This window comes from Roseiarcus fermentans, assembly GCF_003315135.1.
In the GTDB taxonomy this organism is placed as follows: Bacteria; Pseudomonadota; Alphaproteobacteria; order Rhizobiales; family Beijerinckiaceae; genus Roseiarcus; species Roseiarcus fermentans.
Map to the genome: position 1 here is coordinate 1 of NZ_QNRK01000022.1, position 13,784 is coordinate 13,784.

The 13,784-nt window shown below is 69.1% G+C and carries 9 protein-coding genes; 5 read left to right on the forward strand and 4 right to left on the reverse strand.

The features are described 5' to 3' along the window. Positions 1–2,265 precede the first annotated feature (2,265 nt). Together DFR50_RS18665 and acnB are read right to left on the reverse strand one after the other, a co-directional pair. Positions 2,266–3,714, reverse strand: a complete 1,449-nt coding sequence (locus tag DFR50_RS18665) for a Mur ligase family protein (protein WP_113890784.1) — start codon at positions 3,712–3,714, stop codon at positions 2,266–2,268. A gap of 150 nt (positions 3,715–3,864) precedes the next feature. Next, entirely contained in the window at positions 3,865–6,456 is a 2,592-nt protein-coding gene (acnB, locus tag DFR50_RS18670; protein ID WP_113890785.1) for a bifunctional aconitate hydratase 2/2-methylisocitrate dehydratase, read from the reverse strand. A gap of 335 nt (positions 6,457–6,791) precedes the next feature. Here acnB and DFR50_RS18675 point away from each other — a divergent pair, with 335 nt between their 5' ends. Then, positions 6,792–7,322 (forward strand): metallophosphoesterase family protein, encoded by a 531-nt coding sequence (locus tag DFR50_RS18675; protein WP_170153282.1) that lies wholly within the window; start codon positions 6,792–6,794, stop codon positions 7,320–7,322. Between the two features lie 160 nt (positions 7,323–7,482). On the opposite strand, the gene yghU is transcribed toward DFR50_RS18675, so the two are convergent. Next, the gene (gene yghU / locus DFR50_RS18680) at positions 7,483–8,364 is read right to left on the reverse strand and encodes a glutathione-dependent disulfide-bond oxidoreductase (protein WP_113890787.1); all 882 of its coding nucleotides are present in this window, start codon (positions 8,362–8,364) and stop codon (positions 7,483–7,485) included. A gap of 63 nt (positions 8,365–8,427) precedes the next feature. Here yghU and DFR50_RS18685 point away from each other — a divergent pair, with 63 nt between their 5' ends. The 4 genes from DFR50_RS18685 (at position 8,428) to DFR50_RS18700 (ending at position 11,328) form a co-directional block, all read left to right on the forward strand. Then, complete coding sequence (locus DFR50_RS18685; protein ID WP_113890788.1) at positions 8,428–8,730, forward strand: hypothetical protein; 303 nt, start codon at positions 8,428–8,430, stop codon at positions 8,728–8,730. Then, positions 8,727–9,158, forward strand: coding sequence for a PIN domain-containing protein (locus DFR50_RS18690; protein WP_113890789.1), 432 nt, complete (start codon positions 8,727–8,729; stop codon positions 9,156–9,158). Before DFR50_RS18685 ends, DFR50_RS18690 begins: the two co-directional genes overlap by 4 nt. An 86-nt stretch (positions 9,159–9,244) precedes the next feature. Continuing rightward, positions 9,245–9,880: a glutathione S-transferase family protein gene (locus DFR50_RS18695; protein WP_113890790.1), complete on the forward strand. Its 636-nt coding sequence runs from the start codon at positions 9,245–9,247 to the stop codon at positions 9,878–9,880. An 86-nt stretch (positions 9,881–9,966) separates the two neighbouring features. After that, on the forward strand, positions 9,967–11,328 hold the full coding sequence (locus DFR50_RS18700) for a hypothetical protein (protein ID WP_113890791.1): 1,362 nt from the start codon (positions 9,967–9,969) through the stop codon (positions 11,326–11,328). Between the two features lie 13 nt (positions 11,329–11,341). Here DFR50_RS18700 and DFR50_RS18705 read toward each other — a convergent pair whose 3' ends face one another. Further along, positions 11,342–12,955, reverse strand: a complete 1,614-nt coding sequence (locus DFR50_RS18705) for an ABC-F family ATP-binding cassette domain-containing protein (RefSeq protein ID WP_113890792.1) — start codon at positions 12,953–12,955, stop codon at positions 11,342–11,344. Positions 12,956–13,784: the final 829 nt, after the last annotated feature.

The window sequence follows — 13,784 nt, forward strand, 5'->3', positions numbered from 1 at the left end:
CTCGCGTGAGGCTCTACCCGGCCTATCCGAGCAACCCTCGCAAGGCGCATCGAGGACGGGCCGCCCCGCCTCCGCAAGGACATACAGTCTTCGTCGCTTTGCTCCTCGCAATGACGCGGTTGGCAGTTACGTCATTTTGTAACTACCAAGGTGGCTGTCCGCGAGGAGCCGAACAGGGCGCGCCTTGGGAGGGTGCGCGTCTCGCGCACCCCGGCGGCGAGACGCCGCCGCTCCCGTTGAGCGCCGTGACCGCCGCTCGTACGCCGGGCTTGGGAGTTACGTCATTTTGTAACTCCCAACCCCGTCATTGCGAGGAGCAAAGCGCCGAAGCAATCCACGACGGAGTTTGCGTGCATTTTGCAAGGATTGCTCCGTCTTCTGCTCGCAACGAAGCCCGAAGGACGGCCTGGCGGTCCACGAGCTGCAACAGTGGCCCAGCGGCCCCTGGATCGCCGCGCTTCGCTCGCGATGACGGCGTTCTTCGGCGTCCACCTTGGGAGATACGTCATTTTGTAACTGCCAAGCCGACGTCATCGCGAGGAGCGAAGCGACGTGGCGATCCAGGCGGCGGGGCCAAGGCCTGCCGCATGCGGGGCGTCGCCGCGCTTCAACGTCGGCGCAGGCGGCCCCTGGATCGCCGCGTCGCCCTTCGGGCTCCTCGCGAGGACGGCGGCAAGCGTCATCGCTCTCGCCTCGGCGTCGACGACCGCCCGTCATTCCCAAGGCGCCCCAAGGCTTGGGTGTTCCGTCACTTTGTAACTCCCAACCCCGTCATTGCGAGGAGCAAAGCGCCGAAGCAATCCACGACGGAGTTTGCGTCCATTTTGCAAGGATTGCTCCGTCTTCTGCTCGCAACGAAGCTCGAGGGACGGCGTGGCGGTCCACGAGCCGCAACAGCAGCCGAGCGGCCCCTGGGTCGCTTCCCCCCGGGCTCTTCGACCCGGGGGTCGCTCGCGATGACGGCGTTCTTTCGGCGTCCACCTTGGGAGATACGTCATTTTGTAACTGCCAAGCCGACGTCATCGCGAGGAGCGAAGCGACGTGGCGATCCAGGCGGCGGGGCCAAGGCCTGCCGCATGCGGGGCGTCGCCGCTCAACGTCGGCGCAGGCGGCCCTGGATCGCCGCGTCGCCCTTCGGGCTCCTCGCGATGACGGCGGGAAGCGTCATCGCTCTCGCCTCGGCGTCGACGACCGCCCGTCATTCCCAAGGCGCCCCAAGGCTTGGGTGTTCCGTCACTTTGTAACTCCCGACCCGGTCATTGCGAGGAGCAACTCCCTGGCCGACGAGCCCGGGGGGACGAAGCAACCCATGCCGCCGCTTGCTTCCTGCGGAAAAAATCGCTCCGTCTTCTGCTCTCAACGACGGGCGGCGGGACGATCAGAGGGCGCGACAGCGGCCCAGCGGCACTGGATCGCCGCGCTTCGCTCGCGATGATGGCGTTCTTCGGCGTCCACCTTGGGAGATACGTCATTTTGTAACTGCCAAGCCGACGTCATCGCGAGGAGCGAAGCGACGTGGCGATCCATGGGGCGGGGCCAAGGCCTGCCGCATGCGGGGCGTCGCCGCGCTTCAACGTCGGCGCAGGCGGCCCCTGGATCGCCGCGTCGCCCTTCGGGCTCCTCGCGAGGACGGCGGCAAGCGTCATCGCTCTCGCCTCGGCGTCGACGACCGCCCGTCATTCCCAAGGCGCCCCAAGGCTTGGGTGTTCCGTCACTTTGTAACTCCCGACCCGGTCATTGCGAGGAGCAACTCCCTGGCCGCCGAGCCCGGGGGGGGGGACGAAGCAACCCATGCCGCCGCTTGCTTCCTGCGGAAAAATCGCTCCGTCTTCTGCTCGCAACGAAGGGCGGCGGGACGATCAGAGGGCGCAACAGCGGCCCGGCGGCTCTGGATCGCGTCGCTCGCGATGACGGCGCTGTTCGCTGCCGGCTTGGGAGATACGTCATTTTTCACTCTCAACCGGGGCGGATCTCCGGGCGCCGGCGCTCTTGTCGCCGCGCTCGGCGAGCGCGGTACGCGGCCAGCGGCCGCGTCGACAACGACGCATGAGCGACTGCGGCGCGCCGGACTCGCCGCGAGCGGCCTTCCCATGATCCACAAAGCCAAACAGCGCAGGTCCGCCCGGCCTTTGTCGGGCAGGGCCGGACCGTTTATTCCTCAGTCTTGGCAGACTACCATGGCCTTCTGTTTTTGGGAAGACATTTCCATGCGGCCACTGGCGGCCCGACGTCGATCGGCGAGGGAGCGCGGCGAGGCGCGCGGAGTCAGACCGCGCCACGAAGCGGGTGCAGCGTCTCCGCCAGCGCCGGCAACCGCTCGATCAGGCCGCCGATATCGCCGGACGTCAGGAACAGGACGGCGTCGTCGGCGCGCAGCTCGGCGCCGATGCGCTTGAGGCCCTCGGCGCAGGAATGGATCGGCGTGGCGTCGACGCCGGCGGCGTACACGCGCGCCATGATTTCGTTCAGACTCGCCTGCTCGTGGGTCGCGGCCCCCTGGTTCGCCGGCTCGTAGATGAACACGCGGTCGCACCCCTTGAACACGTCGTCGTACCAGGCGAGGGTGTTGCGATTGCGCCACGAAAACGTGTGCGGCTCGAACACGACGAGCAGGCGCCGACGGGCGAAATGGGTTTTCATCGCCGCGATGGCGCTCTTCGCCTTGTCGTAGGACGATCCGAAGCCTTCGAACATCTGCACGCTGGTCAGATCCGACTTTCGATCGAGCCGGCGCACGACGCCGCGAAAGCTCGCCATCGCCGCCGCGTATTGCTCGACGCCGACGAGGCCGAGGGTCAGAACGAACGCCCCGATCCCGACCATGTTTTCGATGTTGTGCGCGCCGAGCTGACTGGTCGTCACCCGGGCGATCGCGCGACCGCGCTCGGTCAGGGTGAATTGCGAGGTTTCGCCATAGTCGATGTCGACCGCCCGCCAGTCGCCGCGGGTGAGACCGAAGGTCACGACGTCGCGCTTCACGTCGGCGAGAAAACGCTCGCTGAGTTCGCCCGAGGTCGCCGCGACGATCAGCCCGTCGCGCGGGACCAGATCGAACAAGCGATGGAACGGCGCGAGGTAGGACTCGATCGTCGGGAAGACGTTGACGTGATCGTGGGCCAGCGGCGCCAGCAACAGGTGCGCGGGTCGGTAATGCAGGAATTTCGACCGGTTGTCGGTGTTGGAAGAGGGATATTCGTCGCCTTCGAGCAGAAAGAACCGTCCCTGGCCGGCATTGGCGGCCCGGGCGGGCGACAACGGCACGGCGCCGATCATCCACGACGGATCGAGCCCGGCGCTCGCGAGGCAATGCGCCATCATCGCAACGCTCGTCGTCTTGCCGAACGACCCCGCCGCCACGATGTTGTCCCGGCCGCGCGACAGCAGCGCGAGCGCTTCGGCGAAGGACAGGATCTTTGCCCCTCCCGGCGCCGCGGCGCGGCGGAAAGCTTCCGCGACCTCGGCGTTCTGGTCCGGCGTCAATCGGGCGTTCTTGCCGATGACGATGAGATCGGCGTCGTCGGGAATGTTCTGCGGCGCGTAGGGCGTCCGGCACGCCAGATGTTCGCGAGCCAGCACGTGCGAGATTGGCGGATAGACCGCCTCGTCGGAGCCGGTCACGGCGACGCCGCTGTCGCGCAGCAGGATCGCGGTGGCGCTCATGCCGACGCCGGCGAGGCCGATGAAGTGCGCCTTACGAAAGGGAAATGCCGTCATTGTCGCTTTGAATGAATCCGGGTTTGCGCCGCGGCGGAGTCCGTGTGTGGCCGTATACGGCCCGGCGGGCCCTCACCCTGCCGCTTCGCGGCTGACCCTCTCCCGGAGGGAGAGGGTCTCCCCTCCGCGACGAGGGCCGGCCGGCGCCGATCACGCCCCGACCGTCTCCGCCGCCTCGACGAACTCCGGGATCTGATCGAAATTCATGTAGCGGTAGACTTCGTCGGTCTTGCCCTTCAGGCCGCCGACCGCGGCCATGTATTCCTCGAAGGTCGGGATTCTGCCCAGCAGAGCGCCGACGGCGGCGAGTTCGGCCGACGACAGGTAGACGCGGGTGTCGATGCCGAGGCGGTTGGGGAAGTTGCGGGTCGAGGTGGAGAGCGCCGTCGAGCCCTTTCGGATCTGCGCCTGGTTGCCCATGCACAGCGAGCAGCCGGGCATTTCCATCCGCGCGCCGGATTTTCCGAGCGTGGCGTAATAGCCTTCTTCCGTGAGAAGATGGGCGTCCATCTTGGTCGGCGGGGCGATCCACAGGCGGGTCGGAATATCCGACTTGCCGGCGAGGATCTTTCCGGCGGCGCGGAAATGGCCGATGTTGGTCATGCACGAGCCGATGAACACCTCGTCGATCTTATCGCCGGCGACTTCCGACAGCGGCTTGATGTCGTCCGGGTCGTTCGGGCAGGCGAGCAGCGGCTCGGTGATCGTGGCGAGATCGATCTCGAACACCGCCGCGTAATCGGCGTCGGCGTCGGGCGCGAGCAGGACGGGGTCGGCGAGCCAGGCTTCCTGGGCGGCGATGCGGCGCTCGAGCGAACGGCGATCCTGGTAGCCTTCGGCGATCATCCACTTCATCAGCGTGATGTTCGACCTGAGGTATTCGCTGATCGGCTCCTTGTTCAGCCGCACCGTGCAGCCGGCGGCCGAGCGCTCGGCGGACGCGTCGGACAGCTCGAACGCCTGCTCGACCTTGAGGTCGGGCAGACCTTCGATCTCGAGGATGCGGCCGCTGAAGACGTTTCTCTTGCCCTTCTTCTCGATCGTCAGGGCGCCTGCCTTGATCGCGGCGTAGGGAATGGCGTTGACGAGGTCGCGCAGGGTGATCCCCGGCTGCATTGTCCCCTTGAAGCGGACCAGCACCGACTCGGGCATGTCGAGCGGCATCACGCCGGTGGCGGCCGCGAAGGCGACGAGGCCGGAGCCGGCCGGGAACGAAATGCCGATCGGGAAGCGGGTGTGGCTGTCGCCGCCGGTGCCGACGGTGTCGGGCAGGAGCAGTCGGTTCAGCCAGGAGTGGATGACGCCGTCGCCGGGCCTGAGCGAGATGCCGCCGCGGTTAGAAATGAAAGTCGGCAGGTCGCGGTGGGTCTGGACGTCGACGAGCTTCGGGTAGGCGGCGGTGTGGCAGAAGGACTGCATCACCAGATCCGCCGAGAAGCCGAGGCAGGCGAGGTCCTTCAATTCGTCGCGGGTCATCGGGCCGGTCGTGTCCTGCGAGCCGACGGTGGTCATCCTCGGCTCGCAATAGGTTCCGGGACGAACCCCCTTGCCCTCGGGCAGGCCGCAGGCGCGGCCGACCATTTTTTGGGCGAGCGTGAAGCCCTTGCCGCTGTCGCCGGGCGCCGCAGGGAGGCGGAACAGCGTCGATGCGGGCAGGTTCAGCGCTTCTCGCGCGCGGGCGGTGAGGCCGCGGCCGATGATCAGCGGAATGCGGCCGCCGGCGCGCACCTCGTCGAAGATCACGTCCGACTTGACCTTGAACTCGGCGATCGCCGCGCCGTTCTTCCAGGCCTTGCCGTCATAGGGGCGCAGTTCGATCACGTCGCCCATCTCCATCTGCGACACGTCGAGTTCGATCGGCAGCGCGCCGGCGTCTTCCATCGTGTTGTAGAAGATCGGCGCGATCTTCGAGCCCAGGCAGACGCCGCCGAAGCGCTTGTTCGGGACATAAGGGATGCCCTGCCCGGTGAACCAGAGCACGGAATTGGTGGCGGATTTGCGCGACGAGCCGGTGCCGACCACGTCGCCGACATAGGCGACGGGATGCCCCTTGGCGATCAGCGCCGCCAGCTGCTTCGTCGCGCCGCGCACGCCCGGCTCGTCCGGCTCGATGCCCGGACGCGGGTTCTTGAGCATGGCGAGCGCGTGCAGGGGGATGTCGGGGCGGGTCGAGGCGTCGGGGGCCGGCGACAGATCGTCGGTGTTGGTCTCGCCCGACACCTTGAACACGGTCAGCGTCAGCTGCTCGGGAACCTCGGGGCGCGAGGTGAACCACTCGGCGTCGGCCCAGGATTTGATCACCGTCTTCGCGTTGGCGTCGCCCTTGTCGGCGAGCTCCTTCACGTCGTGGAAATAGTCGAAGATCAGCAGGGTCTTCTTCAGGCCCTCGGCGGCGATCGCGCCGACTGCCGGGTCCGGCAGCAGGTCGATCAGCGCCTTGATGTTGAAGCCGCCGAGCATCGTGCCGAGCAGTCGCGTCGCGAGCGCGCGCGAAACGAGCGCGTTGGTCTCGTAGCCCTTGGCGACGCCGTCGAGGAAGCCGGCCTTGAGCCGGGCCGCGTCGTCCACGCCCGCCGGCACGCGGTGGGTCAAAAGGTCGACCAGAAACGCCTCCTCGCCCTTCGGCGGATCGCGCAACAGGGCGATCAGGGCCTCGGTCTGCTTCGCCGACAGCGGCAGCGGCGGGATTCCGAGCGCGGCGCGTTCGGCGACATGGGCTCGGTAGGCTTCGAGAAACGACATGAGGACTCTGTCTCCGCGGGGTGTCGACGCATGCGCGGCGCTCTCGCCGCGAAAATCATAAGGGATATCGGCAAGCCGGCGGCTTGCGTCAATTGACATTCTGGCGAAATGCCGCGCGCGGAGGTCGACAAATCCTTGACCCGGCGCCGTGAACGGCCGCGAACCCTACCTCCGGCTCATAGCGATCGGGCATAAACCTTGCTAATGCTGTGATGCGGTCGTCTCGCGTGATCCGAATCCGGAGCACGCGAGGGCCGGGCAAGGCGGCGCGCGCGGACGGTCGCGCGGCGAAACGGGGGAAGGCGTGGCGATATCAACTCCCAAGGCGGTGCTGGATGCGTAAAATCCATTTCACGGCGGATACACATTTCGGGCATATGTTCGCGCTCACCAAGCGCATGCGGCCGTTCAAATCGCTCAGCGAAATGGACGAGCTTCTGGTCACGCGCTGGAACGAGCGCGTCAGTCCCGACGACGAGGTCTACCACCTCGGCGACGTCGGTCACGATCATCACGACCGCCTCGCCGAGTTGCTCGGCCGACTCCACGGTCACATCCATCTCGTGCTCGGCAACAACGATCCGCGCCCGCTGATGGAGGCGACGCGCCGGTTCGTCTCGATCGTCGAAATGCGGGAAATCGCCATCGGCGGCCAGCGGATCTTCCTGTGCCACTACCCCTTGCGCGAGTGGCCGAACGCCTGGCGCGGCGCCTGGCATCTCTACGGGCACGTCCACGGCAAATTCAACAGCCAACCGCACGGTCTGAGCCTCGACGTCGGAGTCGACAGCCATGGCTTCGGCCCGATCGGCATCGACATCGTCGCCGCCGAAATGCGCCTGCGGGCGCCGGGCGTGGCGGCCTAGCCGAGACGCCGCCGCGCGCGCCGCCCTCGTCGCGCGCCTCGACGAGGGCGATCCGCGCGCCGCGGGCCGACCGACCGCGTCGCGGCCTCCCTGCGAGCCCGGATGACGCCGTCAGGCCATGTCCGCGCGCGCGGACGGGCGCGCGCAACGAGCCGACCTTTTACGGCTTCGCCTCCGGTTCGAGCTTGTCCTGCGTCTTCGTGGCGAAGTCGTCCGCGTCATGGCGCTCGCGCAACTGGCCGGCGGGATCGCCGTAGGTGCGGTTGACCATGCGCCCGCGCACCACCGCGGGCCGCTGGAGCAACTCGTCCGCCCACCGCTTCACGTTGCCGTAGTCCTGCACCGACAGGAATTCGGCGGCGTTGTAGAGAAACCCTTCCACCAGACCGCCGTACCAGGGAAAGATGGCGATGTCGGCGATGGTGTAGGCGTCGCCGGCGACGTAGCGGCTCTCGCCCAGGCGCCGGTCGAGGACGTCGAGCTGGCGCTTCGTCTCCATCGTGAAGCGGTCGATGGCGTATTCGAACTTCGCCGGCGCATAGGCGTAGAAGTGGCCGAAGCCTCCGCCGACGTAGGGCGCGCTGCCCATCTGCCAGAACAGCCACGACAGGCACTCCGCCCGCGCTCCCGGCTCCGAGGGCGCGAGGACGCCGAATTTTTCCGACAGATAGAGCAGAATGGCGCCCGATTCGAACACCCGGATCGGCGTCGGGCCGGAGCGGTCGACCATCGCCGGAATCTTGGAGTTGGGGTTGGCCGCGACGAAGCCGCTGCCGAACTGGTCGCCCTCGCCGATGTTGATCAGCCAGGCGTCGTACTCGGCGCCGGCGAAGCCCAGCGCCAGCAGCTCCTCGAGCAGGATCGTGACCTTCTGCCCGTTGGGGGTCGCGAGCGAATAGAGCTGCAGCGGGTGACGCCCGACCGGCAGGTCCTTCTCGTGCGTCGCCCCGGCGATCGGCCGGTTGATGCTGGCGAACCGGCCGCCGCTCGGCTTGCTCCAGGTCCACACTTGCGGCGGGACGTACGATTCGGTTTCGGCCATGGGCTTGATCCTTGAGCTTCCCGGACACGGGATATATAACTGGTTATATCGTGGAGAGGGTCGATGAGCAATGCGGCGCAGAAGCGGGCGATCGAAAGCTATCGGCGCCGCCTTGCCCATCGCGGCGTCGCGCGGTTCGAGGTCCAGGCGCTCGAAACCGACCGGGATCTGATCCGCGCGCTGGCCCGGCGTCTGGCCGAGGAGGGCCCGGGCGCGAGCGAGGCGCGGGCCGCGGTTCGGCGGATCGTCGGCGACGAACCGCCGAACAACGGCAACATCTTGCGGGCGTTGCGGCGTTCGCCGCTGGTCGGGGCGGAACTCGCCTTCGGGCGTCCGCGCGAAGAGGGGCGCAAGGTCGACCTGTGACCCGCTTCGTGCTCGACACCAACGTCATCAGCAACGTGGTCAAACCCGAACCGTCTCAGGCGCTGCTGGACTGGTGGGCCGGGCGGCGGGACGAAGATCTGTTCATCGCTTCCCTTACCGTCGCGGAAATCCGGCTCGGCATCCTCCAGAAGCCGAGCGGCCGGAAGCGCGACGCCCTGGAGGCCTGGTTCTCCGGCCCCGAGGGACCGCAAGCGCTGTTCGCCGGACGCATTCTCGCCTTCGACGACAAGGCCGGGCTGATCTGGGCGCGTCTGATGGCGGACGGCGCGGCCGCCGGCCGGCCGCGGAGCGCCCTCGACATGATCATCGGGGCCGTCGCCCTGGCCAATGATTGCGTGGTCGCAACGGACAACGAAAAGGACTTCGCAGGCTTGGCATTCGTCAATCCCGTGAGGGGCGCGACATGAGGCGGCTGCCCGCAGCCGCGGGTTGCGGCGGACGAGCGGCGCTGGCAGACTGACGCGGGTTCGGTCCACCGCGGAGGCGTTCGGCAATGCAACTGATCGGGATGCTCGATTCTCCCTACGTCCGGCGGGTCGCGGTCGCGCTGATCGCGGCCGGCGTTCCCTTCGAGCACAAGCCGATTTCGCTCTTTCGCCACATCGACCAGTTCTCGGCCATCAATCCGCTGCTCAAGGCGCCGACGCTGGTGACCGACGACGGGACCGTGCTGATCGATTCGACGCTGATCCTCGACTATTGCGTCGCGACCGTCCCGGCCATGCGGGCGCTGACCCCTGCGAACCCGCAAGATCTTCCGCGCGCGTTGCGCCTCGCCGGCGTGGCGCTCGCGGTGATGGAAAAGGCGGTGCAGCAGCATTACGAGCGCGCCCTGCGCCCGGCCGACAAGCGCCATCAGCCCTGGGTCGACCGGATCGCCGGCCAACTCCATCAGGGGCTCGCCGCGCTCGATCGCGAATTGCCGCCGGCCGGCTTTATCGCCGGCCCGCTCGGGCTCGCCGACATCGCCGCCGCCTGCGCGCTCGGCTTCGTCACCGGGACGATCGGCGACCTCGTCGACGTCGCCCCCTATCCGAACCTCGCCGCCTTCGCGGCGCGCGCCGAGGCGCTGCCCGCCTTCCGCGCCGCCCCGGCCGTAGACGGGGTCACGGCGGCGCTCGCCCTGTGACCGGCGCGTCCGCCGCAAAAAATCCTCACCAGGCCGTTAATGGCGGATGAACGGCGCGCCGCCGAACAATCAGCCGGACAGAGAGTTTGACCGCACCAGACGCTTCCGCAGCCGCAGACAAGGACATTCGAGACGAGGGCGGCGATCGTTCGCCCGCGCCGACCGAAGGGACGGAGACGACGCCCGCCGCCGCCGGCCGCGCGTCGGCCGAAGGGCCCGGACCCGACGGTCGCCCGACCGCGGGGGAAACCTCGGTTTCGCAGGCCGAGTCCCCTGGCGCCGCGCCGGCCGACGCGCTCGCGGACGCCCGGGCGGCGCTCGATCGCCGCGACTACGCAACCGCGCGCCGGCTGTTCGCGGCGCGCGGCCGGACAGACGCGACCAACGCCATCGACGCCGCGCTCGCGGCCCTCGATCGCAAGGACTACGCCGCCGCTCGGGAGATGTTCGGGGCGCTGGCGTCGATCCGGTCGGCAGCGCCGCCGGACCCGGCCGGACCGGCCGGCGAGGCGGAACGGACGCCGCCTTCGCCGCCCGCCGTGGTTGGTCCGCTCGACGCGCTGGCGTCGATCGGGCCGCCGGCGCCGCCGAACCGGGCCGACCCTTCGGGCGAAGCGGAGCGGGCCCCGCCTTCCCCGCCCGCCGTCATTGTTCCGCTCGACCCGGATCTCCATCGGCCGGCGCCACGGGCGAAGCGGCGCCGGCTCTCCCCGCTCGTCGCGGGCCTGGCGCTGCTGGCCCTGTGCGGCGTCGCGCTCGCCGTCTCCCAGCGCGCCGGGATGCTCGGCGCGTTGAGGGCGGGGGCGCTCGCCGACCTCGCCGCGCCCGCCGGCGCGCCCCCTGCGAAACCCGCGGCGGCGGCCGAGGGCGAGGGCGCCGCGCTCCACGACCTGCGCGCGGCGCTCGCCGACGCGACCGCCCGGCTCGACGGCCTCGAGCGCGAGACCCGCGCCCGGCTCGACAGCCTCGCCGAACGGATCGACCGGAGCGGCGCGCCGACGGTTGTCGCCGCGCGGCTCGACGCGCTGGAAAAGGCGGCGCCGCCCTCCGCCGGCGTGGCCGATCTCGCGGCCCGGCTGGACAGGCTCGAGAAGAAGGCGGCCGCCGTTCCGCCCGCGCCGGCGTCCGATCTCGCCGCGCGGCTCGACAAGCTCGAGAAGAAGGTCGCCGTCGCGGCGGCGATGAAGCCCGCTCCGGCGAAGCCCGCGGTCGCGGCCGTCGCGAGCGACCCGGGGCCGGGCGCCCGGCGTCTGCTCCCGGACTACGAGGTCGAGGACGTTCAGAACGGCGTCGCGGTGGTCGCGAGCCGCTACGGCGGGCCGCAGCAGGTGACGCCCGGGGATGTGATACCCGGGGCGGGGCGGGTGCTCGGCATCGAGCGGCGCGGCGGCGCCTGGGTGGTCGTGACCAGCAACGGCGTCATCGCGAGCGCGCCGGCGCCCTACTGAAGCCGAAGCCGGCTTAGACGTGCAGCCCCGGCGCCTCGTGGCCGGTCCGAGCGACGTATTCGCTGTATCCGCCGGCGTATTGATGGACGCCCTCCGGCGTCAGCTCCAGAACCCGGTTCGACAGCGCGGCGAGGAAATGGCGGTCGTGCGAGACGAACAGCATCGCGCCCTCGTATTGCGCGAGCGCCCCGATCAGCATCTCCTTGGTCAGGAGGTCGAGGTGGTTGGTCGGCTCGTCGAGCACGAGAAAATTGGGCGGATCGTACAGCATTTGCGCCATCACGAGGCGCGCCTTCTCGCCGCCTGAGAGCACCCGGCACTTCTTCTCGACGTCGTCGCCGGAGAAGCCGAAAGCGCCGGCGAGCGACATCAGCGAGCCCCGGCCGGCCTGCGGGAACGCGTCTTCGAGCGACTGGAACACGGTGCGGTCGCCGTCGAGCAGGTCCATGGCGTGCTGGGCGAAATAGCCCATCTTGACGCTCGCCCCGAGCGACACGGCGCCTGCGTCGGGCTCGGAGGCGCCGGCGACCAGTTTCAGCAGCGTCGATTTTCCGGCCCCGTTGACGCCCATCACGCACCAGCGCTCCCGGCGCCGCACCTGGAAATCGAATCCTTCGTAAATGACCTTTTCGCCGTAACGCTTGTGCACGGCCTTCAGGCTCGCCACGTCCTCGCCCGAGCGCGGCGCGGGCCGGAACTCGAACGCGATCGTCTGGCGGCGCCGGGGCGGCTCGACCCGCTCGATCTTGTCGAGCTTCTTCACCCGGCTCTGCACCTGCGCGGCGTGCGAGGCGCGCGCCTTGAAGCGCTCGATGAACTTGATCTCCTTGGCCAGCATCGCCTGCTGGCGCTCGAACTGGGCCTGCTGCTGCTTCTCGCCCTCGGCGCGCTGCCGCTCGTAGAACTCGTAGTCGCCGGAATAGCTGGCGAGCGAACCGCCGTCGATCTCGACGATCTTGTTGACGATGCGATTCATGAACGCGCGGTCGTGCGAGGTCATGAACAGAGCGCCGTCATAGCCTTTGAGGAAGGTTTCGAGCCAGATCAGGCTCTCGAGGTCGAGATGGTTGCTCGGCTCGTCGAGCAGCATCGCGTCCGGGCGCATGAGCAGGATGCGGGCAAGCGCGACGCGCATCTTCCACCCGCCCGACAGCGCGCCGACGTCGCCGTCCATCATCGGCTCGGTGAAGCTGAGGCCGGCCAGCACTTCCCGCGCGCGGCCTTCGAGGGCGTAGCCGCCGAGTTCCTCGAACCGGTGCTGCGCCTCGCCGTAGCGCTCGAGGATCGCCTCCATGGCGTCAGCCTGATCGGGGTCGGACATCGCGGCCTCGAGTTCGGCTGCGACCACGCTGACGGGGCCGGCGCCGTCCATCACCTCGGCGACCGCGCTGCGGCCCGACATCTCGCCGACATCCTGGCTGAAGTAGCCGATGGTGACGCCGCGCTCGACCGAGATCTGCCCCTCGTCCGGCGCCTCCTGCCCGGTGATCATGCGGAACAGGGTGGTCTTGCCGGCGCCGTTGGGGCCGACCAGCCCAATCTTCTCGCCCCGCATCAGGGCGGCCGAGGCTTCGACGAACAGCAGATGCTGGCCGTTCTGCTTCGAGATGTTTTCGAGACGGATCACGCGTCAAGGCCCCCTGAATGCTCGCGGGGCCCTTATGCGTGCGCGGCGCGGCGAGCGGAAGGGGGGAGGCGCCGTTCATCGGGATGTCCGGCCGCTTGCGGCGTCCTCGCGAGGCGCCGAAGGCGACGCGGCGATCCAGGGGCGTGTGCGCCGACGGCGAAGCCGGCGCCCGCGCAAACGCGGCAGACATTGGCCGGCCACGCTGGATCGCCACGCTTCGCTCGCGATGACGCCGGAAGACAGTGCGGGTCGCCCCCGGCCCGCGTCGCAATCGCGAGGCGCCGAAGGCGACGCGGCGATCCAGGGGCGTGTGCGCCGACGGCGAAGCCGGCGCCCGCGCAAACGCGGCAGACATTGGCCGGCCACGCTGGATCGCCACGCTTCGCTCGCGATGACGCCGGAAAACAGTGCGGGTCGCCCCCGGCCCGCGTCGCAATCGCGAGGCGCCGAAGGCGACGTGGCGATCCAGGGGCGTGTGCGCCGACGTCGAAGCCGGCGCCCGCGCCGACGCGGCAGACATTGGCCGGCCACGCTGGATCGCCACGCTTCGCTCGCGATGACGCCGGAAAACAGTGCGGGTCGCCCCCGGCCGGCGGCGTCCTCGCGAGGCGCCGAGGGCGACGCGGCGATCAGGAGCCGTCTGCGCCGACGTCGAAGCCGGCGCCCGCGCAAACGCGGCAGACATTGGCCGGCCACGCTGGATCGCCACGCTTCGCTCGCGATGACGCCGGAAAACAGTGCGGGTCGCCCCCGGCCCGCGTCGCAGTCGCGAGGCGCCGAAGGCGACGCGGCGATCCAGGGGCGTGTGCGCCGACGTCGAAGCCGGCGC

Bases quoted from the DNA above. Each gene is read 5' to 3' on its own strand.
- DFR50_RS18665 (WP_113890784.1), bottom strand. From the start codon at position 3,714: ATGACGGCATTTCCCTTTCGTAAGGCGCACTTCATCGGCCTCGCCGGC.
- acnB (WP_113890785.1), bottom strand. From the start codon at position 6,456: ATGTCGTTTCTCGAAGCCTACCGAGCCCATGTCGCCGAACGCGCCGCG.
- DFR50_RS18675 (WP_170153282.1), top strand. From the start codon at position 6,792: ATGCGTAAAATCCATTTCACGGCGGATACACATTTCGGGCATATGTTC.
- yghU (WP_113890787.1), bottom strand. From the start codon at position 8,364: ATGGCCGAAACCGAATCGTACGTCCCGCCGCAAGTGTGGACCTGGAGC.
- DFR50_RS18685 (WP_113890788.1), top strand. From the start codon at position 8,428: ATGAGCAATGCGGCGCAGAAGCGGGCGATCGAAAGCTATCGGCGCCGC.
- DFR50_RS18695 (WP_113890790.1), top strand. From the start codon at position 9,245: ATGCAACTGATCGGGATGCTCGATTCTCCCTACGTCCGGCGGGTCGCG.